The sequence below is a fragment of the Rhodococcus sp. 06-235-1A genome, assembly GCF_002258785.1.
Classification (GTDB): domain Bacteria; phylum Actinomycetota; class Actinomycetes; order Mycobacteriales; family Mycobacteriaceae; genus Rhodococcoides.
Genome location: NZ_NOYI01000027.1, coordinates 341,612 through 364,405, shown reverse-complemented (window position 1 = coordinate 364,405; position 22,794 = coordinate 341,612). Strand labels below are relative to the sequence as shown.

The 22,794-nt window shown below is 65.7% G+C and carries 23 protein-coding genes and 1 pseudogene; 13 read left to right on the top strand and 11 right to left on the bottom strand.

Features of this window, described 5'->3' with window-relative positions; genetic code table 11:
* Nucleotides 1-23: 23 nt before the first annotated feature.
* Nucleotides 24-947 (bottom strand): o-succinylbenzoate synthase, encoded by a 924-nt coding sequence (locus CH275_RS30210; RefSeq protein WP_373453747.1) that lies wholly within the window; start codon nt 945-947, stop codon nt 24-26.
* Nucleotides 948-991: 44 nt separating this feature from the next.
* On the bottom strand, nt 992-1,636 hold the full coding sequence (locus tag CH275_RS30205; RefSeq protein ID WP_094680899.1) for a PaaI family thioesterase: 645 nt from the start codon (nt 1,634-1,636) through the stop codon (nt 992-994).
* 68 nt (nt 1,637-1,704) lie between these two features.
* Between CH275_RS30205 and CH275_RS25415 the strand changes: the two genes are divergently transcribed.
* From CH275_RS25415 to CH275_RS25405, 3 genes are read left to right on the top strand one after another with little or no spacing between them, the layout of a single operon-like run.
* On the top strand, nt 1,705-2,598 hold the full coding sequence (locus CH275_RS25415; RefSeq protein WP_094680898.1) for a 1,4-dihydroxy-2-naphthoyl-CoA synthase: 894 nt from the start codon (nt 1,705-1,707) through the stop codon (nt 2,596-2,598).
* A 5-nt stretch (nt 2,599-2,603) separates the two neighbouring features.
* Nucleotides 2,604-3,734, top strand: a complete 1,131-nt coding sequence (locus CH275_RS25410; RefSeq protein WP_256991213.1) for a GGDEF domain-containing protein — start codon at nt 2,604-2,606, stop codon at nt 3,732-3,734.
* Nucleotides 3,735-3,774: 40 nt separating this feature from the next.
* Nucleotides 3,775-4,155, top strand: coding sequence for a VOC family protein (locus CH275_RS25405; protein WP_094680897.1), 381 nt, complete (start codon nt 3,775-3,777; stop codon nt 4,153-4,155).
* Here the strand turns inward: CH275_RS25405 and CH275_RS25400 are convergent.
* The gene (locus CH275_RS25400) at nt 4,152-5,435 is read right to left on the bottom strand and encodes a sensor domain-containing phosphodiesterase (RefSeq protein WP_256991212.1); all 1,284 of its coding nucleotides are present in this window, start codon (nt 5,433-5,435) and stop codon (nt 4,152-4,154) included. The genes CH275_RS25405 and CH275_RS25400 overlap by 4 nt on opposite strands.
* Before the next feature lie 105 nt (nt 5,436-5,540).
* Nucleotides 5,541-6,950, bottom strand: a complete 1,410-nt coding sequence (locus CH275_RS25395; protein ID WP_256991211.1) for a hypothetical protein — start codon at nt 6,948-6,950, stop codon at nt 5,541-5,543.
* A 127-nt stretch (nt 6,951-7,077) separates the two neighbouring features.
* Here CH275_RS25395 and CH275_RS25390 point away from each other — a divergent pair, with 127 nt between their 5' ends.
* From CH275_RS25390 to menE, 5 genes are read left to right on the top strand one after another with little or no spacing between them, the layout of a single operon-like run.
* Nucleotides 7,078-8,250 (top strand): inorganic phosphate transporter, encoded by a 1,173-nt coding sequence (locus CH275_RS25390; protein ID WP_094680895.1) that lies wholly within the window; start codon nt 7,078-7,080, stop codon nt 8,248-8,250.
* 6 nt (nt 8,251-8,256) lie between these two features.
* Complete coding sequence (locus CH275_RS25385; RefSeq protein ID WP_094680894.1) at nt 8,257-8,544, top strand: hypothetical protein; 288 nt, start codon at nt 8,257-8,259, stop codon at nt 8,542-8,544.
* A 17-nt stretch (nt 8,545-8,561) separates the two neighbouring features.
* On the top strand, nt 8,562-8,891 hold the full coding sequence (locus CH275_RS29680; protein ID WP_179276341.1) for a DUF3349 domain-containing protein: 330 nt from the start codon (nt 8,562-8,564) through the stop codon (nt 8,889-8,891).
* Between the two features lie 3 nt (nt 8,892-8,894).
* Nucleotides 8,895-9,209, top strand: coding sequence for a DUF3349 domain-containing protein (locus CH275_RS29675; protein ID WP_179276340.1), 315 nt, complete (start codon nt 8,895-8,897; stop codon nt 9,207-9,209).
* Nucleotides 9,210-9,219: 10 nt separating this feature from the next.
* Nucleotides 9,220-10,356: an o-succinylbenzoate--CoA ligase gene (menE, locus tag CH275_RS25375; RefSeq protein ID WP_094680893.1), complete on the top strand. Its 1,137-nt coding sequence runs from the start codon at nt 9,220-9,222 to the stop codon at nt 10,354-10,356.
* A 34-nt stretch (nt 10,357-10,390) separates the two neighbouring features.
* On the opposite strand, the gene CH275_RS25370 is transcribed toward menE, so the two are convergent.
* The gene (locus CH275_RS25370) at nt 10,391-10,723 is read right to left on the bottom strand and encodes a DUF4440 domain-containing protein (protein ID WP_256991210.1); all 333 of its coding nucleotides are present in this window, start codon (nt 10,721-10,723) and stop codon (nt 10,391-10,393) included.
* Nucleotides 10,724-10,912: 189 nt separating this feature from the next.
* Nucleotides 10,913-12,565, bottom strand: a complete 1,653-nt coding sequence (locus tag CH275_RS25365) for an alpha/beta hydrolase (protein ID WP_373453746.1) — start codon at nt 12,563-12,565, stop codon at nt 10,913-10,915.
* A gap of 86 nt (nt 12,566-12,651) precedes the next feature.
* On the opposite strand from CH275_RS25365, the gene CH275_RS25360 reads away from it, so the two are divergent.
* From CH275_RS25360 to CH275_RS25350, 3 genes and pseudogenes are all read left to right on the top strand, one after another.
* The gene (locus CH275_RS25360; protein WP_094680891.1) at nt 12,652-13,431 is read left to right on the top strand and encodes a PIG-L family deacetylase; all 780 of its coding nucleotides are present in this window, start codon (nt 12,652-12,654) and stop codon (nt 13,429-13,431) included.
* Nucleotides 13,432-13,555: 124 nt separating this feature from the next.
* Nucleotides 13,556-14,452: pseudogene (locus CH275_RS25355) on the top strand (ATP-binding cassette domain-containing protein); the annotation flags it as partial.
* Entirely contained in the window at nt 14,449-15,282 is an 834-nt protein-coding gene (locus CH275_RS25350) for an ABC transporter permease (RefSeq protein WP_094680889.1), read from the top strand. The pseudogene CH275_RS25355 and the gene CH275_RS25350, both read left to right, overlap by 4 nt.
* On the opposite strand, the gene CH275_RS25345 is transcribed toward CH275_RS25350, so the two are convergent.
* Nucleotides 15,279-18,545: a BTAD domain-containing putative transcriptional regulator gene (locus tag CH275_RS25345; protein WP_094680888.1), complete on the bottom strand. Its 3,267-nt coding sequence runs from the start codon at nt 18,543-18,545 to the stop codon at nt 15,279-15,281. The two genes, CH275_RS25350 and CH275_RS25345, sit on opposite strands and share 4 nt — an antisense overlap.
* A 161-nt stretch (nt 18,546-18,706) precedes the next feature.
* Here CH275_RS25345 and CH275_RS25340 point away from each other — a divergent pair, with 161 nt between their 5' ends.
* Nucleotides 18,707-19,963: an Hsp70 family protein gene (locus CH275_RS25340; protein WP_094680887.1), complete on the top strand. Its 1,257-nt coding sequence runs from the start codon at nt 18,707-18,709 to the stop codon at nt 19,961-19,963.
* Between the two features lie 47 nt (nt 19,964-20,010).
* Nucleotides 20,011-20,880, top strand: coding sequence for a 1,4-dihydroxy-2-naphthoate polyprenyltransferase (locus CH275_RS25335; RefSeq protein WP_094680886.1), 870 nt, complete (start codon nt 20,011-20,013; stop codon nt 20,878-20,880).
* Here CH275_RS25335 and CH275_RS25330 read toward each other — a convergent pair.
* The 4 genes from CH275_RS25330 to CH275_RS25315 are packed head-to-tail and all read right to left on the bottom strand — an operon-like array spanning nt 20,877 to nt 22,686.
* Nucleotides 20,877-21,257: a phage holin family protein gene (locus CH275_RS25330; protein WP_032380413.1), complete on the bottom strand. Its 381-nt coding sequence runs from the start codon at nt 21,255-21,257 to the stop codon at nt 20,877-20,879. The genes CH275_RS25335 and CH275_RS25330 overlap by 4 nt on opposite strands.
* 33 nt (nt 21,258-21,290) lie before the next feature.
* The gene (locus CH275_RS25325; protein WP_094680885.1) at nt 21,291-21,803 is read right to left on the bottom strand and encodes a Clp protease N-terminal domain-containing protein; all 513 of its coding nucleotides are present in this window, start codon (nt 21,801-21,803) and stop codon (nt 21,291-21,293) included.
* A gap of 6 nt (nt 21,804-21,809) precedes the next feature.
* Entirely contained in the window at nt 21,810-22,025 is a 216-nt protein-coding gene (locus CH275_RS25320; protein ID WP_094680884.1) for a helix-turn-helix domain-containing protein, read from the bottom strand.
* A 4-nt stretch (nt 22,026-22,029) separates the two neighbouring features.
* The gene (locus CH275_RS25315; RefSeq protein ID WP_256991208.1) at nt 22,030-22,686 is read right to left on the bottom strand and encodes a phosphatase PAP2 family protein; all 657 of its coding nucleotides are present in this window, start codon (nt 22,684-22,686) and stop codon (nt 22,030-22,032) included.
* Nucleotides 22,687-22,794: the final 108 nt, after the last annotated feature.

Below are 22,794 nucleotides of genomic sequence, written 5' to 3'. Positions count from 1 at the left end.
CCCAACGCGGACCGCGCGCAAGACTACCGCAGAAGGGCGTGGCAGCGCCGAACCCGTTCGATCCACCACTGCGTGCGATCGGCGTCGGCATCGAGCTCGATCAGCGCCTGCGGGTCGGGTTCGGCGGTCTCGGCCGGGTACGTTCCGTCGACCACTTCCAGTGCCGGGGCGACATCTCGGACGAACAATGCACCCGTTCCCAGTCCACAGGCGAATTCGAGATGCGGCAGCGCCGCGGCCGCGGCCAGCCCCGACGAGATGCCGACCGCCGAATCGAGCGCGCTCGACACCACCACCGGCACCCCGTACTCCCCCAGCTCGCCTGCCAGTTCGAGCAGTGCCCGCATCCCGCCGAGAGGCGCGACTTTGAGCACCGCGATGTCGGCTCCGCCTGCGCGAACGACCTTCATCGGGTCCTCGGCTCGGCGAATGCTCTCGTCGGCGGCCACTCGCACCCCCGGAGACCGACGCCGAACTTCGACCAACTCGGGCACCGACGCGCACGGCTGCTCGGCGTACTCGAGGGGACCGTCGGCGGTCAGAGCCTTCAGCGCAGCAACCGCCTCGTCGACGGTCCAGCCGCCGTTGGCATCGACGCGAACCCGCGGAACCAGTTCACGGACCGCGCGCACCCGGGCGACGTCGTCGGCGAGGGTCTGCCCCTTCTCGGCCACCTTCACTTTGGCGGTCTCGGCCCCAGGAAACCGGCTCAACACGGACGCCACGTCCGAGGCCGACACCGCGGGAACCGTCGCGTTCACCGGGATGCGTCGACGCAGCGGGCTCGGCGGTCCGTCCCACGCGGCTTCGATCGCCGACGCCAACCACGGAGCGGACTCGACGTCGTCGTATTCGGGGAACGGCGAGAACTCACCCCATCCGGCCGGTCCGTGAACGAGCATCACCTCGCGGGTGGTGATGCCGCGAAACTTGGTCCGCATCGGCATCGAGAGCACATGTGCACCGTCGAGCACATCGTCGATCGGGGGGATCACTGCTGCCCCGGGAGCAACTGCACCATCAACGCCTCGCAGTCGGCCAACAGGTTGCCGTCCAGATCCGTGAGCCGAGCGTTGATGAACGTCTTGCGTCCCTCGACCCGATCCACCGCCCCCTCGACGACCAGCTCGGTGTTCAGCGGCGTCACCTTGCGGTAGTTGATGTGCAGGTACGCCGTCCGGCTGATGGGCCTGCCGTAGGCGTGTTGGATCAGGCCGAACAGGTCGTCGAACAGCAGCGGCAGTGTGCCGCCGTGCGCGGCGGAGTTGCCACCGAGATGGAAGCGACGGAACATGCCTCTGCTGCGCACGCCCTCGGCGTCGATCTTCTCGATGATCCACGGCAGCAACAGCAGTGAGCCACGACCGGGCAGCCGAGGAACGCGCCCTGCGGTCTGGCGACCCTCGGCCACCACGTGTGGAGTCAACAGCTCGATCAGTTCCCTGGCCTTGTCCGCAGCTGCCTCGGTCACCTCGGCCGGCAACGAGGTGGACACCGCAAGGTCCTGCACCGTGCGCAGCGCCTCGAGCAGCTGCCCGTACTCGGGCCCCACCTTCGCCGGTACGAAGCGCGGGAAGCCCCCGTGGTGGTCGTATTCGGGGTCGGAATCTCGGTCGAGCTCGATCGGATCGGTCATGACTGCACGCTAGCTGCACCGACCGGTCGGCCCGGACCGAGGCCCCGGCCACCGTTAAGCTGGCGCCCGTGACCTTCACTCCCGCACTGTGGCGCCCCGTTCCCGGCTTCGAGGATCTGACCGACATCACGTATCACCGCCACGTGTCCGACGCGACCGTGCGAGTGGCGTTCGACCGACCGGAGATTCGCAACGCTTTCCGGCCGCACACCGTCGACGAGCTCTACCGCGCACTCGAACACGCTCGAGTGAGCTCCGATGTGGGAACCGTGTTGCTCACCGGCAACGGACCGAGCAGCAAGGACGGCGGCTGGGCGTTCTGTTCCGGTGGCGATCAGCGCATTCGCGGCCGCAGCGGCTACCAGTACGCGGACGGCGAAACCGCCGATACCGTCGACAGAGCTCGCGCCGGACGCCTGCACATCCTCGAGGTGCAACGCCTGATTCGGTTCATGCCCAAGGTGGTCATCTGTCTGGTCAACGGGTGGGCAGCGGGCGGCGGTCACAGCCTGCACGTGGTGTGCGATCTGACGCTGGCAAGCCGCGAGCATGCGCGATTCAAGCAGACCGACGCAGACGTCGGCAGCTTCGACGGTGGTTACGGCAGCGCATATCTGGCCAAGATGGTCGGTCAGAAGTTCGCCCGAGAGATATTCTTTCTCGGCGAGACGTACTCGGCCGAGGAGATGCACCGGATGGGCGCAGTGAACAAAGTGGTCGATCACGCCGAACTCGAGAACACGGCCATCGAGTGGGCCGCGAAGATCAACGCGAAATCGCCGCAGGCCCAACGAATGTTGAAGTACGCCTTCAATTTGCAGGACGACGGCCTGGTGGGCCAGCAACTGTTCGCCGGTGAAGCGACCCGACTGGCCTATATGACCGACGAGGCCGTGGAGGGGCGCGACGCCTTCCTGGACAAGCGCGAGCCCGATTGGTCGCCGTTCCCCCGATATTTCTGACCCGCGTGGATCCACAGCCGCAGCATCGTCGTGACGGCGGTGCTGTGGGCGCTTCGGGTGCGGTGCGCGCCTGGTTCACTCGGCCCTTCGACTACCGCTGGATGGCGGACTTCCAGAACTCGCGGCCCACGGGCAGGCTCATCCGATGGGTCCTGGCGTTCCTGACGCTCAACTTCGGCGCACTGGCAGTGATCTCACTCTTCTCTGCGGACGCCTCCCGGAGCGCCGTGGCACTGGGGTGGAAGGCTTTCCTGGTCGTCGCGGTCGTGGCTGTCGGTGCAGCGTGGGTCACCAGGCCGTTCCCCGGTCACCTCGGCGTGGTGGCCTTCGCGGTGTTCGCCGATCTGGGAACGGCATCGACATTGTTGATCAACCCGGTAGCGGACGCGATTCTCACCTGCGCACTGTTCGCGGTGATCGGCACCTTCTTCACCTTCTTCCTCAGCTCGCGCTGGCTGGTGGCTCACCTGGTCTTCGCGACGGCGTGCACGGTGGCTGCCGCTGCCGTGACCCACCACACGGGCGAGGTGGGCATCGCCTCGCTGATCTTTCGGACCGACGTGGTGCTGCTCGCGATCGCGGGTGTGCCGCTCACATCCCACCTGCTCGTGAGCGTGCTGACCGACGACGCCCGCAGTTCGTTGATAGATCCGCTGACCGGCCTGCTCAATCGCCGCGGTCTCGATGCGTCGGTGGACGACGTGCGGGTGCTGGGACGCGAAGAGAACCGGTGTTTGGCGGTCTTGGTGGTCGACATCGACCGCTTCAAAGCCGTCAACGACGAATTCGGGCACGAGGAGGGAGACGCCGTCATCGTGCGCATCGCCGAGCGGCTCGGTGCCTATGTCGGCGACTACGGAGTGCTCGCCCGCACAGGCGGTGAGGAGTACCTCGCGGTGGTGTCGACGTCGAGATTGCACGTCGACGCGCTGATCCACGGAGTGCGCAAAGCGCTGCGAGACCCGGCGGACGCGGTCTCGGTGACGGTGAGCATCGGGGCCGCAATCGTGTACTGGGATTCGGCGGTATGGGACCAGGACTTCGACATCGTCACGCGCGCCACCCGGGTGGCAGATTCGATGATGTACGAGGCCAAGGCTGCGGGCGGTGATCGGGTGGTCAAGCGCGTCCTGTGAGTGGAGCCCGGGGACCGACCATCCGTGCTATCCATGCGGGGTGGACATTCTCGCTTCTCGGACGATTCTGCGCCCGACGGATTACCGAAGGACCCTCGAGTTCTATCGAGACGGTCTCGCCCTCGCGGTGTTCCGCGAATACCCCGGCGGCACGGTGTTCTTCGCGGGCCAGGGATTGCTCGAGATCGCATCGCATCATCGAGGTGACGCGTCCGGGTCGTTCTCCGGTGCGCTGTGGCTGCAGGTTCGTGACGTGGCTTCTGCCACAGAGGAATTGACCGCCGCCGGTATCGAGATCGTGCGTGAAGCGAGAACCGAGCCATGGGGTCTGATCGAGATGTGGATCGAGGATCCGGACGGGATTCCCATCGTGCTGGTGCAGATCCCGCAGGAACATCCTCTGCGAAAGGACAACCGCTAGCTGCCTTTCGGGCCCTCGGCGATCGTGCGTAGCACCGCTGTTGCCGACTGCGGCCGCGACCACAGATACCCCTGTGCCAGTGTGCAACCGAGCTCGAGTGCCGCGTCGGCCTGCTCGCGGCTTTCGATGCCTTCGACGATCATCGTCAGATCGAGGTCCTTCGCCACGCCTGCCAAGGACCTGATCATCGCCCGCCCGGCCACGGTGTCGACGAATCGCGTCAGGTGCCCGTCGATCTTGATGCCGTCGGGCTGCAGCGTCACCAATCGTTCGAGTGAGGACCAGCCGGAGCCGAAATCGTCGAGCAACACCCGAAAGCCGAGCCGGTGCACGTCGTCGATGTGCCTGCGCAGCAGCGGCCCCGGTGTGACGGCAGTGGTTTCGGTGAGCTCGAGCGAGATCGACGACGGCGACACCCCGGAGGACGCGATGGCGCGTTGCAGCTGGCTGACGCCGTCGGGATGGGCGAGGTGGCGTCCGGAGATGTTGACCGTCAGCCGCAGGTCGGGGCGGTGGACGTGCCATTTTTTCATCTCGGCCGCAGCCTGGGTGAGCACACTGAGGTCGACGTCGATGATCAGCTCGCTGGCTTCGGCAAACGGGACGAAATCCGCGGGCACCACCATCCCGCGGGTGGGGTGGTGCCAGCGTGCCAACGCTTCGAAGCCGACGATCTCCTCCGTCCGCAGATCCACGATCGACTGGAACCAGGGGACGATGTGACCGTCGGCGATGGAGTCGGCGATGTCGTTGTCGCTGCCCAGCCGGATGACACCGGATCCGACTCGGCGATGCAGATCGAGTTGCTCCTCGAGCACCGAGGCGAACTGTTCGAGTTCCTGCATCTGCTCACCCGAGAGCGAGCGCGACGTGCGATCGAGCAGGCAGAGCGTGCCGATGACCAGACCTTCTCGCCCGCGCAACGGAACAGAAGCGTAGGACTCGATGCCGTTGTCGTCGAGAATGGCGCGCTGCCGGGTGGTGGCGTGTACGCGGCCGTGTGCGACGACCGCGGGCTCGCCGGTACGCACCACGTCGTCGCACAGTGTGTCGGCTCGCAAGACGGTCGACACCGGCGGTCCACCGATGTTGACCAGCGTGTACTGGGTGTCCTCGTCGAGGACATTGAGCTGGGCGATGGCGAATCCGACGCTGCGAGCCGCGAATTCGACCGTCGAACACAGGGCAGGTGTCGTGGCCTCGACATCGAGATATCGACGAGCGGAGTCGCTCTGACGGCGAGACTGGGAGCGCGCGGTGTCCGCGACCTCACCGTCCACCGGCATCTCCTCGCAACGAACAGCCGGGCCCGTGCTGGAACCGGATCCAAGTGAGCTTAGCCGTGTGAGATCGGCAGTTTCGACCGATAGCCCAACACGGAGTGGTCACAACGTCGGGTACCGCGTATGCAGGAGGCGATGCCGCAGGACCGCAGCGGCGAACCGCTTGCCTTCGTCGGTCGCGACGAAACCGGCCGCCCCCGGTCCGAACCCGCGATCCGGCTGCGACAACTCGAACGTTCCGAGGGCGCTCAACTCGGCCACCAGGGTCCTGGCCAGCGGCTCGGCGTGCTCGGCAGCCGGCTGCTCGCCGGCATGAGTCCATCCTTCGGCACGCAACAGTCGCGCCAGATCGTCGGCGGTCGACTCCACGTCGGCGACGTCGTGACCGACGATCATGCGCGCGAGAACGACCTCGGCCGCGATGGTGTCCGGGTGATACTCCGTGCCGACGATGCCGCCGGTGAGAACCCGCCACAGCCCGTCGGAGCTCAGCTGCCTGGTACGGGCAGTGGGAACCAACCGGCCGGCGGAACGACGCAACAGGCGCACCCGCATGAGGAGGCGTCGGAGCATGAGAACTTTCTCGACGTCCAGTTCACGACCCATCGTCACGGGCCGCTCGGCCGGGAGAAACACCGTCGTCGCGATGTGCGCGACCAGATCGTTCGGTAGGTAGCCGCCGTCGGTCAACGTCACGCCGTCGCCGATGCACGCAATGAAGCTCTCCGCTCGACGCACACAGCCGTACACCGGCTGGGCGGCGTCGTGCAGTGCCTCGCGCAAACCCAGATAGAGCTCGGCCCGCGGTGCGCTGTAGCTGCTCCACAGTTCGATGCGATGGTCGAGCAATTGCTCGAGCAGGACGGCCTCGGAGTCGTCCTTGCCGCGATCGGACGTCAACACCGCATCGGTGACGCCACGTCGGCGCGTGGCCTGGGCGTTGACACCGAGCGGTCGCCCACCGGGCCTCGACGGCTCGAACTCGCCGGCGATGGTCGCCACTTCCAGTGTCTCGCCGATCTTTTCGACGATGGACCGCTCGATGCCGGTCGGGGTGTCCTGCCAGGTGACCAGTTCGGTGTCGACGGCACCGATACCCGACTGCTCGGTGGCCGCTCGATACTGCTGCAGCCAGGCCGCGTCGTCGGGCGCGCGTACGAGTTGCTCGGTGACGGCACTTCGTGCGATCTCGGCGTAGGCCACGCGGCCGAGTCGGTCGAGCAACTCCCCCAGCGCGCGAGCGATGTCGACGCCGCGGTCGGGGCCCTCGGCGGTGTGCCTCAGGTACACCCAGAGGAATGTCTGCACGGAATGTTGCGTGGGACCCGCCGATGGTGACACCTCGACCAGACCGTCCCACCCCAGACGCGCGTCGGCCGCGAGCGCGGGATCGACCGAATCGAAGTACGACAGAGCGGCCCACACCGCGTCGTCCATGCCCGATCCCTTCACGGTGTTCCACTGTTCCACAACGACTCGATCGACGACGACGACCGCCGTGGGCCACGCCATAGTGGAATTGGACATATAGGGCAAAAAAGTGAACGGAGAATGAACACGACGCGACTTCCAGGAGCCCAAGAAGAACACTTCGCAAGAAATTTCCACGAAACACTGCTCGTGTCCCACACTTCTCACCGTGAGCGCTGAATTCCTCGTCCTTCTCGTGGTGGTCGTCACGGCACTGGCCTTCGACTTCACCAACGGTTTCCACGACACCGCCAACGCCATGGCGACGTCGATCGCAACGGGGGCACTGAAGCCCAAAGTTGCGGTCACCCTGTCTGCCGTCCTGAATCTGGTCGGCGCCTTCCTGTCCGTCGAGGTGGCAGCCACCGTTGCGAAAGGCATCGTCAACCTCGGCGACACCGGCGGCCAAGCCCTCCTGACCATCATCTTCGCCGGCCTCGTCGGCGGAATCCTCTGGAACCTCGCCACCTGGTTGCTCGGCATCCCGTCCAGCTCCTCGCACGCGCTGTTCGGCGGCTTGATCGGTGCCACGATGGCCGGTCTCGGCACCAGCGGTGTCGTGTGGGACGGCGTCTGGAGCAAGATCGTGCTGCCCGCCGTCCTCGCGCCGATAGTCGCCGGCCTCGTCGCCACCGTCGGAACCTGGGTCATCTACCGCATCACCAACGCAGTTCCCGAGAAGTCCAAGGAGCGCGGATTCCGCTGGGGCCAGATCGGTTCGGCCTCGCTCGTCTCGCTCGCGCACGGCACCAACGACGCGCAGAAGACGATGGGCGTCATCTTTCTCGCCCTCGTCGCCTACGGCACCGTCTCTCCCGACGCGGAGATGCCACTGTGGGTCAAGGTGACCTGCGCACTCGCGATCGCACTCGGCACGTACCTCGGCGGCTGGCGCGTCATCCGCACCCTGGGCAAGGGCCTGGTCGAGATCGCCTCACCACAGGGCATGGCGGCCGAATCCTCCTCGGCAGCCATCATTCTGACCTCCAGCCACCTCGGCCTTCCGCTGTCGACCACTCAGGTCGCCACCGGCTCGATCCTCGGATCGGGGCTCGGCAAGCCCGGCGCAGCAGTGCGCTGGAACGTCGCAGGCCGCATGGCCGTCGCCTGGGTCATCACCCTGCCGCTCGCCGGAGTCGTCGGCGCAGTGTGCTGGCTGCTCGCCCACACCATCGGCGGACTGCCCGGCATCCTCGTGGTGTTCGCCATCCTCGTCGCACTCGCAGCCTTCATGTACATCCGGTCGCGTCGTGAGCCCGTCGACCCCAACAACGTCAACGCGGAGTGGGACGGCGGGCTCGTCCCGGCCGCCACCGACTCCGACTCTCCCGCGAAGGTCTGAAGCCACATGGAAACCCTGAAGCACACACTCGATTCGCTCTGGCAGGTCGTTCTCGTGGGACTGCTCCTCGGCGCAGGCCTGCCCGCGATCTTCGCTGTCGGCCTCAAGGCACTGTCGGTCGGTGAACCGTCGGACGACACTGCAGGCGCAGGCACCACTCGCGTCGCTCGTCCTGCGGTGGCCACTGCCGCAGCGGTGGTCTGCTTCGCCGTCGTCGTCGTCGCCATCGTCGCCGGAATCCTCTTCATCATGAAGAACTTCCTCGACACCACCTTCGGCATCTCCGTCTTCTAGGAAAGGACTCGTCCGTTATGACCGACCCCACGAAGACCCCTTTCCCGGCATCGGTGCTCGACTGGCTCCGGGCCGGTTACCCCGAGGGCGTTCCGCCCAAGGATCGCTTTCCACTCGTCGCTCTTCTGCGCCACGCAGCGCTGACCGACACCCAGGTACAGGAGATCGTGCTCGAACTGGTCTCCCCCGCCAACGGAGCCCTCGAGGACGGTGCGATCTCGCACGACGAGATCGCGACGTACATCCGTGATCAGATCGACGCCGAGCCGACGGACGAGGACATCTCCCGCGTCTCGGCACGCCTCGCCGCCGGTGGCTGGCCGCTCGCAGACCCGGCGGCCCTGTAGTCCATGGCGGTGCCGTCGTTCCTCCACTCGATCGTCGGGTGGCTTCGCGGCGGGTATCCCGACGGGGTGCCCGAGGCGGATTACGTTCCCCTGCTTGCACTCCTGACTCGGCGTCTGTCCGACGAGGAAGTGCAGGCGGTGATGGACGCCCTCATCGCCGACGGTCAACTGCCCGCCGACAAGGCCGGTATTTCCGTCACGATCACCAAGGTCACCAACGAACTGCCCCGCGACGAGGACGTCAATCGAGTGCGAGCGAACCTCGCCGCCGGCGGGTGGCCCTTGGCCGACCCGTTCACGATCAGACGCGGGGACTAACCTCGCAATCGTGCTCGAAAGCGTTCCCGTTCCCACCGGACCAGCCGCGGCAGATCTCCTGCCGCGGCTGAGTCGCGTCCTGGCCGGCGACGGACCGGCCATGCTTCCCGTGCCCGCGAACGATGCGCGCGAGACCGAGCGCCTGCATGACGCATTGGCACCGGGAACCCCCATCGACGACGGCGTCGCCCTGGTCGTCGCGACCTCCGGTACGACGGGAATCCCCAAGGGTGCCATGCTGTCCGCGTCCGCGTTGGTGGCCTCCGCGACCGCAACCGAGGAGCGACTCGGCGGGCCGGGCTCGTGGCTGCTGGCCCTACCTGCGCATCACATCGCCGGAATGCAGGTGCTGCTGCGCAGCGTGCTCGCCGGGACATCGCCGGTCATCATGGACGTGTCGGACGGCTTCGACCCCGCAGCGTTGATCGACGCCGTCGGCCGCATGTCTGGTCCACTGCGCTACACCTCGCTGGTGCCAGGACAATTGGTGAAGGCATTCGAGAACCCCGAGGCGGTGGCGGCCCTGGCGTCACTGGACGCGGTGTTGCTCGGCGGGGCCGCGACGCCGATTCCGTTGCGGGAGAAAGCACATGCGGCGGGAATCCGCCTGGTGCGGACCTACGGCATGAGCGAAACCGCCGGTGGCTGCGTGTACGACGGAGTTCCTCTGCACGACACGGTGATTCGCATCGACGAGGGCAGGGTCGTACTCGGCGGAAGAACCCTGGCGTCGGGGTATCGCGGACTGCCCGATCATCCGGCATTCGCCGAGCCGGGATGGTTCCGCACCGACGATGCCGGAACCGTGACCGACGGAGTGCTGAGCATCTCGGGGCGACTGGACGAGGCCATCTCGACCGGCGGCTTGACCGTCGTGCCGCAGGTGGTCGAAGCCGCACTGATCACGCATCCCGCAGTACTCGAATGCGCAGTCGTGGGATTGCCGGACGAGCGACTGGGCCAGAAGATCGTGGTGGCCGTAGTCGCTTCCGGTCCAGTGACGTTGGCGGAGTTGCGCTCTCACGTTTCCGCTTCTCTGGACATCACCGCGGCACCGCGAGAGTTGTTCCTGGTCGACTCACTGCCGACACGGGGTCCGGGAAAACTGAATCGAGCGGAGTTGCGAACGATGCTGGCGAAGCGCTGAGCGGGCTGCCGACTTCTGTTCCCCGGTTGGCCGATCACCCGAGCGGCGTGCCTTGATGGTGGACCGATTCCCATCCGGTTTCCGTGCGTCGCCACAGTGAGGTTCGGCGAGCACGCATAGTCAGGGTCCGCGAAATCCAGTGCACCAGAACGAATTCGACACTGATTTCTCTCCCACTCAGTTCGATCACCTCGATGTCCACCGGGTTTTCGTTTCCGAGCATGTCGAGTATGGATGACTTGTCCCACACCGCACCCGAGGCTCCGACCTCGGTGAAGTCGTCGGCGAGCAGGCGGGCCAGCCGGGCGCGGTCACGTCGACATTCCGCAGTCTGCAGCTCTCGTTCGAGCGCGAGAACTGTCGACAAGCCAGTACCTGCACAGGGTAAATCCTCATGGTTGGGCGGCATGATGCACTGTCTCACGCACAAACGCGTGCGCATTCGTCAGGTGCGCGCGAAGTAGTCGCCGAACAGATAGCGAACCTGCGCGCGTCCGGCAAATGCGCGCGCGTTTGCGGCGGAGGTGGTCGACCGCGCACCCGAGCCGGCGACGCCTCAGCCCGCCATCTGCTCGTACAACCGCTCCACATCGGCGTCGGACCAATTGGCGGGCTCGAGGATGTCGGCCCACATACGTACGGCGTCGGCCCCGTAGCTGTGTCCGTGCCCGTCGTCGACGTCGGTGGAGAACACCTGATCGAAGGTCAACTGCCAGAAGGTCACGAACGGGAACCACTGCACTCCGGGGTCGACGTCGGTGCCGCGGGGTTCGTTCAGCCAGTCGGGTCGGCCCAGAATCAGGTCGGGTGACCACCACACGATCGGGTCGGACGCGTGCTGCCAGTACACGATTCGCGGCTCTTCCCACGGCCCGCCGATGTCGAGATCACCGGAGGACCCAGCGAAACGGACGTGTTCGCCGCCGTCGACGACCGGCAGGATCTCGCGGGAACCGGCGTCGCGTCCACCGGTGATGCGCGCCCACTGCGGGGTGAAATTCGGGTTGCCGACCCACAGGGCACCGTCGATGCGCGCAATCATGTCCTGTGCACCGCTGAATGCATCCTGCCCGCCGTAGGCACCGAGGCTCTCGCCGAACAGCACCAACTTGGGTCGTGAATTGTCCGGGAGTTCGCTCCACACCGCGTAGATCGCCTCGAACAATGCCCGGCCGGCGTCCTGAGGAGTCTGCCGGTCGGCCAGAAACGCCATCGGGCTCGGCAGGAACGAGTACTGCATCGACGCGATCGCCGAGTTGCCGTCGTACAGGTATTCCAGAGGGCGAGCGACACTTTCGTTCACCCACCCGCGTCCGGTGGTCGTCGCGACGCCGAGTACTGCGCGGGAGAACGCGCCGGTGCGTTCGAGTTCTGCGACCACCCGCTCGGCGACGCCCTCGACCGTATCCGCGGACTCCACTCCTGCGTAGGCGCGGATCGGCTGCACCGCAGGCCGTCCGGTGAAGTCGCTTATCTCGTCCGGCGTCGCCCCGGACACGACGAAGCGTCGGCCCTCCTGCCCCAGTGATTCCCACTTCTCGTTCGAGGCGTCCGACCCCGACAGTTCGGCCACGGTGGGCTTCTCCACGCCCTCGTGGTTGCCGCGATCGGCAGTCGAGGCGGACTTCTCCGCGACCGCCACAATTCCGCGAATCAGCGCGCCGTTGACGGCGAAGACCACCAGCAGGGCCACGACGATCACGCTGGCGATCCTCGCGACCGGCTTCGGCACGTACTGCTTGCCCCATCGCGTCAACGCCTGAGACAGTCGCCGCAGCAGACGGCCCAGCGCGAGCACGGCCGCGGCCACCACCAGAGCGAGCACCAGCACCGCGATGTACAACGGCCGGCCGGGGTCTTCCACGCCGACGAGCTTGCGCACGATCTGCTGCCACCACGAACCGAGGATCAGGAACAGCGGAATCACCACCGCCGCAGCAACGGCCAACGCCCACCACCCGCGCCGACGCCACTGCTCGGACCAGTCCGGAGACACCCCGCAGAGTCGAACCACCCAGGCAACGAGGCAGCCGACGCCGTAACCGATCGCAACGCTGATTCCGGTGGCCACCGCTTGCAGGTACCACACGCGGGGCAGCAAAGACGGAGTCATCGACAGCGCGTAGAACACGAGAGCGAAGAAGATGCCGACAGGATGCAATGCGCGGCAGTATCGATCCGCTCGTGAATCCCGCCAATACGAACGTATCGAGGCCGACCGCTGTGTGGTCACCCGACGATCGTATTGGCCCGCCGACTGGGCCGCACCCGCTTCGACGTGCAAGCATTCAACGCATGAGTGTTCTGGTCTGCTTCCACGCGCATCCCGACGACGAAGTGTTCGGCACCGGCGGGGTGATGCGTCTGGCTGCCGATGCCGGCCATCGCGTCGTCCTGGTCACCGCCACCGACGGTGCCCTCGGCGAGTACCCCGACGGAATTCTCACGGACGGCGAGACGCTCGCCGAGCGCCGACGCATCGAGCTGGATCGATCGGCAGCCGCCCTCGGGGTCGCCCGCATCGTCCGGTTGCACTACGCCGATTCCGGCATGGCAGGTACTCCGGAGAACGCCAATCCCGACGCGTTCTGCAATGTCGACGTCGACACCGCGGCACAGCGATTGGCCGATGTACTGCTCGAAGAGCAAGCAGACGTCGTGACGATCTACGACCCGAACGGTGGATACGGCCACCCCGACCACATTCAGGTGCACGTGGTCGGCAAGCGCGCCACCGAGATCGCGGAGACCAGGAACGTGTACGAAACCACGACCAACCGCGATCACATGCGCCGACTGATGGAGGCAAATCCCCACTGGGGTGAGGAGGCGTCACCGCCGGACATGGAAACGTTCGGGCTGCCGGAAACCGAGATCACGACGGTCGTCGACGTCTCCAGCGTGATCGCCGCCAAACGAGCCGCGATGGAAGCCCACGAAACCCAGGTCGGAGACTTCGGACCGTTTCTGCAGATGTCGATCGAGGACCTCACCACCGCGTTCGGAACCGAATGGTTCAGAAAGCTGCGCGGAACCGGCGGCGTCGGCATCACGGAGACCTCGCTCCCGCTCTGACCTGGCCGGACAGCGGACGCAAGCACGACGTACGCGTCGTGCAAGCGGTCGGGGCGATCGTTGTCCCATGACCACACCAGCTATCGAGGCCGACGGCCTCGTCAAGACATTCGGCAAGCAGCGCGCGGTCGACGGCGTCAGCCTGACCGTCCCCACCGGGGCGGTCTACGGCGTCCTCGGTCCCAACGGCGCAGGCAAGACCACAACGGTCCGCATGCTCGCCACCCTCCTTCGACCCGACGGCGGCTCGGCCCGAGTTTTCGGCCGAGACGTCGTCGCCGACGCCACCGCGGTCCGGTCGCTCGTCGGCGTCACCGGCCAGTACGCATCGGTGGACGAGGATCTCACCGCAACCGAGAATCTGGTTGTCTTCTCCCGACTCCTCGGCCTGAGTCGACGCGACAGCAAAGCCAAGGCCGTCGAACTCCTCGAAGAATTCGGATTGACGGACGCAGCGTCGCGACCGTTGAAGTTGTTCTCCGGTGGAATGCGTCGACGCCTCGATCTGGCAGCAAGCCTGATCTCGGCACCGCCGTTGCTGTTCCTCGACGAGCCGACCACCGGTCTCGATCCCCGAACCCGAGCCCAGATGTGGGACACCATCCGTCGGCTCGTCGCGGCGGGCTCGACCGTTCTACTGACCACTCAGTACCTCGACGAGGCCGACCAGCTGTGCGATCGTATCGCCGTCATCGATCACGGCCGCGTGATCGCCGAGAACACCGCCGACGGGCTCAAGTCCTCGGTAGGCACCTCGGCGCTGTCACTGACGCTCACGGACCGACACCAGATCGACGACGCCCGAGCTCTGGTCGCGAAGCAACTCGGCACAGACGTGTCGGTCAGCCCCGAGTCCGCCCGTCTGACTGCACCCATGACCGACACATCGCTGACCCCCGACATCTTGATTCGCCTGCGCGACTTCGGCATCGACGTCAGCGAAATCACCGTCACGAAACCCAGCCTGGACGAGGTCTTCCTGACCCTCACCGGCAAGAGCACAGACGAGGACGCAGCATGACCACTACTCTCACTCCGCAATCGTCGACGTACATCGGCCCCGCCGACCGTCCGGTCGTCCGACACATCGGCCTGGCCCGCACCGCCGCCCAGTCGGCCACCATGGGATATCGCGGGCTGCTCAAACTCCGACACAATCCCGAACAACTCACCGATGTGGTGCTGCTACCGGTGATCTTCACCCTGATGTTCAGCTACATCTTCGGCGGCGCGGTCGCCGGCGACGTCACGTCCTACCTGCCGATGATCGTGCCCGGAATCCTGGTGCAAACGGTGATCACCGGTTCCGTCGTCACCGGAACCCAGCTGCGAGAAGACATGGACAAGGGTGTCTTCGACCGATTCCGGTCTCTCCCGATCGCCCGAATCTCCCCGCTTGCAGGAGCATTGATGGCCGACGTCATCCGCTATCTGATCGCCGCGGTCGTCTGTTTCCTCACCGGGTTCGCGATGGGCTACCACCCGGCAGGTGGCGCACTCGGCCTCGCCGGAGCCGTCCTGCTGGTGATGTTCTGCGCCTGGGCGATCAGCTGGATCTTCGCCCTGCTGGGCACCCTGATGAGCAAAGCCTCCTCGGTCCAGGGCATCTCGATGCTGGTGCTGTTCCCGCTGACCTTCCTGTCCAACGCCTTCGTCGACACCAGCACGATGCCCAACTGGCTGCAGGCATTCGCCGATGTCAACCCCGTCTCACACCTGGTGACGGCGGTCCGAGAGCTGGCGAACAACGGACACTTCGGTATTCACGTCGTGTACTCACTCGTCGGAGCCGTGGTGATCGTCGCCATCTTCGCCCCACTGACCGTCAAGTCGTACATGCGCAAGGCCTAGGACACGGGTAGCAAACCCAAGATCTCCTGCAGTGCAGCATGTCTGGTGATACCAGCAGCCCGCGCGATACCGGCATCGACCGTAGGGTCACCGACAATCGCGCGGGCTGCGGTCACGTGCCGATCGATGCGCATCGACGGAAAATCCTGGCGAGCCACCGCCCGGTGCGACGCGGCCAGCAACCGAACTCCACGTTCGCTGTCCCCGCACTGGACCTCGAACGAACCCACCGCGCACGCAACCGCTCCGAGCATGGGGATGTCGTAGAACCCCCTCGGCACCAACGCATTCCAGGGCGTACGCACCAGCTCTCCCACCGCTTCGCGCATATCCCTTGCACGACCGTGCAATACATGCGCTCCGACAGCCGCGCACACCAGAATCGTCATGAACGGATCGCTCGCGTCCTGCGACGGCCAGCCCCCGACCGCCAGTGCTTCTCGAAATCGTGTCAAACCTCGTTCGACGTGACCGTCTTCCACATCCGCCGCCGCCCGTGCAGCGGTCAGCGACGCGGACGTCGACTGCTGCTGTGCACGATCCCACCGAGCGCCCGAATCGTGGGCAGGCCCCCGATCAGCGACCTCACCGGAATTCCCCGGGCTCCAGTCCTGCGCCATACCTCCCGAAACCAATTCCTCCACCAGCGCCCGCCCCTCGTCCACCCGACCCGAGCCGATCAACGCCATTGCCAGGAAGGTTCGGGTTTGCATGCTCTCCTCGTAGGCATGCATCGTCCACATGACATCGGCGGAGGTTCGGTAGTACTCGGCGGCCGTGGCTTGATCACCTGCCAGACCGTAGGAGCTGGCGAGTGTTTGCGAGGTGGACCCCACAGCCCACAGATCACCCCGACTACGCGCGATGGCGAGAGCGCGCTCACCGTCTCGAATCGATTCGTGCAATCGTCCCGAATTCTGAGCAAGCATCGCGCGAACGACGTACGCGTTGCAGCGAACATCCTCGTACTCGGAGCGAGTGGCGAGAGCCAGCTTTCGGGCCAACCCCCGACCCCCGATGTGGTGAACGAGCACCTCGGCGTTGAACCGCAATCCCGGTGAGATGTCGGTTCTGTGGCGCAACAGATTTCGAAGATCGACTCGGACTCGAGCTACCCGACGCAGTTGTCGTCCGTAGGCGAAATGCGCCGCCAGAACCAGCATGCACATGACGGCGTTGTCGTCGGGTGTCTCTGCGATCCCGCGGCGGATACTGCTCTGCACCCTGTCGGCCCAGTTCAGCACCTCGGAATGCGCGCCGCGCATGGCCCAGAAGTAGCCCAGTACCGAGAAGAGAGTGCAGACGTGTTCCGAAACATCATGCGCGAAAGAATGTCTCATGATGGAGAGCAGGTTGTCGTGCTCCGCCTCGAGCAGTAGAACCATCTCTGCCGGACGCCCACCGGCATAGCCCGCGGATATCATCGTCGACACCGCACTCGACCAGGCCCGCATCCGTAGTGCGACCTGCTCTTCCTCCCCACTCGCGTCCAGCTGCTCCTCGCCGTACTCGCGCACGGTCTCGAGCATGTGGTACCGCACGCCCGTAGAAGTCTCGGCAACGGTGAGCATGGACTGGTTCACCAGACCGTCGAGCGCGAACGACACATCCTCGACCTCGGACCATTCCGCCACCGTTCGCGCCGCGTCGAGATCGAAGCCCGCAGGAAAGCGACAGAGCCGGCGAAGAGTTGCCTGCTCTGTACCGTCGAGCAGATTCCAACTCCAGTCGATGACCGCGTGCAAGGTTCGATGGCGTTCCGGACGGGTTCGGTCCGTCGATCGAAGCAGCGCGAATCGTTTGTGCAGCCGAGTACCGATGTCCTCCACACTCATCGACTTCACTCGCGCTGCAGCCAACTCGATGGCCAAGGGCAGGCCGTCCAGGGTGCGGCACAGAGCCGCAACTGCGTCGGGATCGAGTCGCACGGACGGGCGAACTGCACGAGCTCTGATGCAGAAAAGCTCTGTTGCAGGCGAATTCGGGCCGAGGATGCCGAGCGAGGGCAGCGGGAACACCGATTCGGCCGTCGACCCCATCGGCGAACGGGAGGTCGCCAATACCGTCACCAGATCCGTCGCAGCCACCAGCGCGTCCACGACTGCCGCCACCTCGTCGATCACGTGCTCGCAGTTGTCGAGGATCAACAAACCTCGGCGGGTCGAGAAGACGTCGACCAAACGCTCGTGAATCGAGTGCACCCGGGCGACCTGAAGACTGCCTACGGTGAAATCCGCCTCGGTCAATCCGAGGGTGGCTCCGATCGCCGAGGCGACGTCCTCGCCACTGCGCAGCGATGCCAACTCCACGAACGCCACCGGCATCGAATCGGCAGCTCGATGGCCGAGGGCATGTGCGATGCGTGTCTTGCCCGCGCCGCCAGGACCGAGGACGGTGGTGACGCGAGAGGTGTGCAGCAGTTCCTCGATCGCATCGATGTCGTCGCCTCGACCGATCAAGGCATTGGGCGCGGCACGAAGACCGATGGTCCGCAGCACCTTCGGAGCGTCGTGACCGAGAATTTCGGCGTTCAGTGCAGTCGTCGCGGGCGAAGGATCCGTTCCCAACCGCTGGGCGAGATCGTTGCGCAATTCCGCGAACACCGTCAGCGCGTCGTTGGGTCGGCCGACACCGTGCAGCGCGCGCATGAGGTCGGCGGCAGCGCGCTCGTCGGCTGTATCTTCGGCCGCGAGGGCCTGCGCATACGGCAGGGCGTCGCCGAATCTTCTCAGACCGAGGAGGGCCGCGACCCGAAGTGACTTCAGAGCCATCCCAACCGCGTCGGCCTCGACCCGAACGGAGTCGATGGGCTGACCTCGCCACAAACCGAGGGCTTCGACCACCAGGTCGAGTGCATCCTGGAACTGCTCCTGAGCGAGGCAGCCCTCCGCGCCGCGGAGCAGAGCACGGGCCCGACCGAGATCGATGTCCTCGGTACTCAGAACCAACCGATATCCCCCGGGTCCGCTCTCGATAGCGCCGCTGGGCAGCGCCGATCGCAGCCGAGAAATCTGTGTCTGCAGAGCATTCTTCGGTGATCGCGGAGGCTCGCCGGGCCACACCTCCTCGATGAGCGCCTGCGAGGACCGCGACCGCCCCGGATCCAGCGCCAACGCCACCAGCAGGGCCTGCGCACGTGTACCGGAAACCGGCACGGGACTGCCGTCGATCACGGTCGTCACGACGCCGAGGATCCCCACCACCGGAAGTTCGGCCGTGAGGTGAATCGTCTGCGAATCCGCGATGTCGGTAGGCACTGACATCAGATCGTAGGCGTCGGCACGAACAGTCTCGACCTGACGTTCGGATTGTTTCGAGCCTCTAACCAAACCGCGAGACGGTACAGTGTCCTCGTCGCCTGTAGTGAGGGCGCGTTGTCGGAGTACCTGAACACCGTCATCGAATTGGAGAGGCCGGAGAAGCGATGCGTTCGTCCGTGGGTGTGTCACTGGGCACGTGCGGTATCCGCACGGCTCGGACCACCGAAGACGGCGCATGGACCGACGACACCCCGTTCGACGATTGGCAGCTCTCCCCCTCGGCTCAGGACGTGGCTCGCGTCGTCCGCGGCGTCGTCGACCGGCCGGATGCACCGCAATCGCTCGGCGTCGCCTACCGCGCGCCCGAGGAACGCACCGAGATCGCCGCCGCACTGGCCGAGGAGTACGTCTCCGATGTGCACCTGATAGACGAGACCGGCGCGGCGTTGGAATACCTACGCCCCGGGTTGGCGTCCCACCACCGAACGGTCGCCCTGTTCGATGCGGGCGACACCGGCGTCAAAGTCGACATCGTGGACGTCGAATCCGGTCGCTCCTACGGGTCGACGCGGACAACCGCCATCAGCGGTGCGGCCTTCGACGCCGTGGTCCGCGAGCACATCCTCGGCCTGGGCATCGTACGGCCGCCGCAATCTCCCGACGAGGAGAGTGCGCTGACCGCCTTCTGCCGCGGAGTCAAAGAGGCGCTGTCCACGCACCGGACCACCAGTACACCCGACGGCGAGCACATCCTCCTCGAGCGGCACATCTTCGAGTTGTCCATCGCGCGCTCCACCGAGCAGGCCGCCGCGACGGTCCGCCAACTCGGCCTCGAGGCCGAGTTCTATCCCGACGCCGTCATAGCAATCGGCGGAACATCCAACGTCCCGCTGATCCGGGCCACCCTCGAACGCTTCCTGCAGCTGCCGGTCATCGTCCCGGATCGGCCCGAGCTGGTCATCGCCGGCGGTGCGGCCGTGCACGCCACCCAAGTGGACGCGAACCACGCGCCGCCCCTCGTCTCGCACCGACCGGCGCTGACGCGGCTGGGAATGATCGCGCTCCCCATCGCGGGTGTCATCGCCGCCATCGGGTTGTTCACCGCACTCGGATCGAGCGACGGAGACCAACCGTTGAGCACCCCCGCCAGTGTGGGCGAGCGCATTCCGTCCACCTCGAAACCTGCGTCCACCACCACCTCGGCCTCGACCTCGGCACCGGTTCCCGACGTCCCACCGCCACCGCCGACGACGACTTCCGCGCCGCCGCCTGCTGCTGCCGATCCGGCGCCCTACGTGCAGGACAAGCCGCGTTACTACCCACCGGTGCCTGCACCGGCACCGACGGTGCCGCTGCCGCAGATTCCCGGGGTTCAGATGCCGGTCATCCCGCTGCCGGTATTGCCGCGTCTGCCGTTCTGACCGGCCGCGTTCTCACCCGTCGAACAGATACGGAAAGATCGTCGCTCATGGCCACCACTGCGCAATGGATCGAAGGTGCGCGACCGCGCACACTCCCGAATGCGATCGCTCCCGTCCTCGTCGGCACCGGCGCGGCCGTGTCGCTGGACGCAGGCGTGTGGTGGAAGGCACTGCTGGCGTTGATCGTCTCGCTGGCACTGATCGTCGGCGTCAATTTCGCCAACGACTACTCCGACGGAATCCGCGGCACCGACGACGATCGAGTCGGACCGCTGCGGCTGGTCGGCTCGAAAGCGGCCTCCGCAGGCGCGGTCAAGAAGGCCGCCATCGCGTGCTTCTCGGTCGGCGCAGTGGCCGGACTGGCGCTGGCCGCGACGAGTGCCTGGTGGTTGGTCATCGTGGGACTCGTCTGCATCGCCGGTGCCTGGTACTACACCGGCGGCTCGAAACCCTACGGCTACAGCGGTTTCGGCGAGATCGCCGTCTTCGTGTTCTTCGGACTCGTGGCAGTTCTCGGCACTCAGTTCGTGCAGGCCGAGCAGATCGACTGGGCAGGCGTGCTGGCTGCGGTGGCCGTCGGATCGTTCTCGAGTGCCGTGCTCGTCGCCAACAACCTCCGTGACATCCCCACCGACACCGAGTCCGGAAAGCTCACGCTCGCAGTGCGATTGGGCGACACCCGCACTCGCTACCTGCATCTCGCACTACTGGTGGTGCCGTTCGCGATGACCGTCGTTCTGATCGCTCGCACCCCATGGGCGCTCGTCGGCCTGCTCGCACTTCCCTTCGCCGCCCGCGCGAACTCCCCGGTACGCAAGGGTGCGCACGGGTTCGAACTGATTCCCGCACTGCGCGATTCGGGCTTGGCGATGCTCGTCTGGGGGGCGAGCACCGGCGTGGCGCTTGCGTTCGCCTAGCGCTTGTCGGGTACGAACGCGCCCAGCAGGAAGTTCACGATCGAGATGATGATCGCGCCCCAGAACGCAGCGGCGAACCCGACGATCTCGAGGCCGTAGCCGGTCTGAGACGACAGCCACCCCGTCAACAGCAGCATCAGTGCATTGATCACGAGAGTGAACAGTCCGAGAGTCAGAATCAACAACGGCAGCGACAGAAGCTTCACCATCGGCTTGATGAACGCATTGACGATCGTCAACACAGCCGCGATACCGAGCAGCACCACGATGTCCCATCCGTCGCCACGGCCAGAACTGGTGACGGTGATTCCGTCGACGAATTCCTTGGCGACCCAGATGGCAACGGCATTGATCACGAGCCGAATCAGAAAGTTCATGGCCGTCATCGTAGGGTCCGAGACGCCCGGGGGCTACGGCGTCCGAACGAGCAGTACCGCCGCGCGCAACTCGTCCAGCGAACTCCGCCGCTGCACCAGTTCGGTGAACCATGGATCGGCACCTCGAACCAGACCGAGAAGAACATGTTCGACGCCGATCTTGCGATCGTGTCGTTCGACGGCTTCCTTCAGCGACAGCTTCAATACATCCTTGGCCGACGGCGCGAACGGTATGTGATTCAGGCCGTCCGATCGAGCCCCGTCGACGGCGTGCGGATCCAAGGCGGCCTCGACGGTCGTCGGGACGGCGTCCAGGTCGATCCCGAGTGAACGCAGCGCACGCGCATCCTGAGACTGCGCGTCCACGCGTACACCATCGACGGTGAATCCGGCCTCGGCGAGCGCGTTCTTCAGCGGCTCTTCAGCGACTGCCAGCGCACCGAGGAACAGATGAGTGGGCTCGATACGCGGCGAGTGCAGTGCCCGCGCTTGTCCCTGGGCATCGACGACTACCGCCCTTGCGGACGTGGTGAATCGCTCGAACATGGCTGTCTACCTTCCTTTTCCGCCGTGCTTCTTGTGGACGGCCTGCCTGCTGACTCCCAGCGAATCGGCTATTGCCTGCCAGGACCATCCCTGACTTCTGGCACTGCGAACCTGAACGGCCTCGAGCCGCTCCAGCAATCGACGCAGGGCCGCTACCGCACGCAGCCCCTCCCCCGGATCGGGACTGGCGGCTGCGGCGGCAAGTGCAGTGGCTTCGGTCATGATGTCAATGTAGGTTGACAGACCGATTGTTGTCAACCTTGATTGACAGAGCGCGTTGCATCCGCCGAAGGAGTGGCACCGTCGACAGCACGACGACGATGCCGAAACCGAGCCCCGCCAGCACGTCGTGCGGATAGTGGACTCCGGCCGACACCCGTGCGACGGCGATCAGCACAGCCGCCGGGCATACCACCCACGCGCTCCGAGGCACGGCCAGGACACAGGCCGTCGCCACAGCTGCTGCGAGCACGGCGTGATTGGACGGCCACGACCAATCATCGACGTCGGGGCAGGCGATGACGGTGGGCGCATCGATAGTCCGGCACGGCCGGGGTTGGGCCACAAGAACCTTCACCACCTCGCTGGCGAGGTAGGCGATCACCACCCCGCAGCCGCCCGCGACCAGCACCCCGAACGATTCCCGATCCCGCAGCCAGGTCCAGGCCGCGAGGACGATCGCCGACGCCACCGAGACGAGCAATCCGACCTCGGCCACTGCCGCGATCAGCGCGTGCGGCACGCCCGCGTCCGATACGCGGACCACCGAACGAAAAAGGGGCTCGCGGATCGGGAAGGTCAGCGCGGACAGACAGAGAAGTACAGCCGTTGCGAGGGCAAAACCGCAGTAGGAGTTCATGGTCGGCGTTCGTGTCGAAGTCATGCTCAGGACGCTATGAAGGGTCGAAGCCGGGCAGATCCGACCGAAGTCGATACCTGACTATGACCCTGGTACTAGTCGCACAACGCGCCCATCATCGAGGATGTGAGA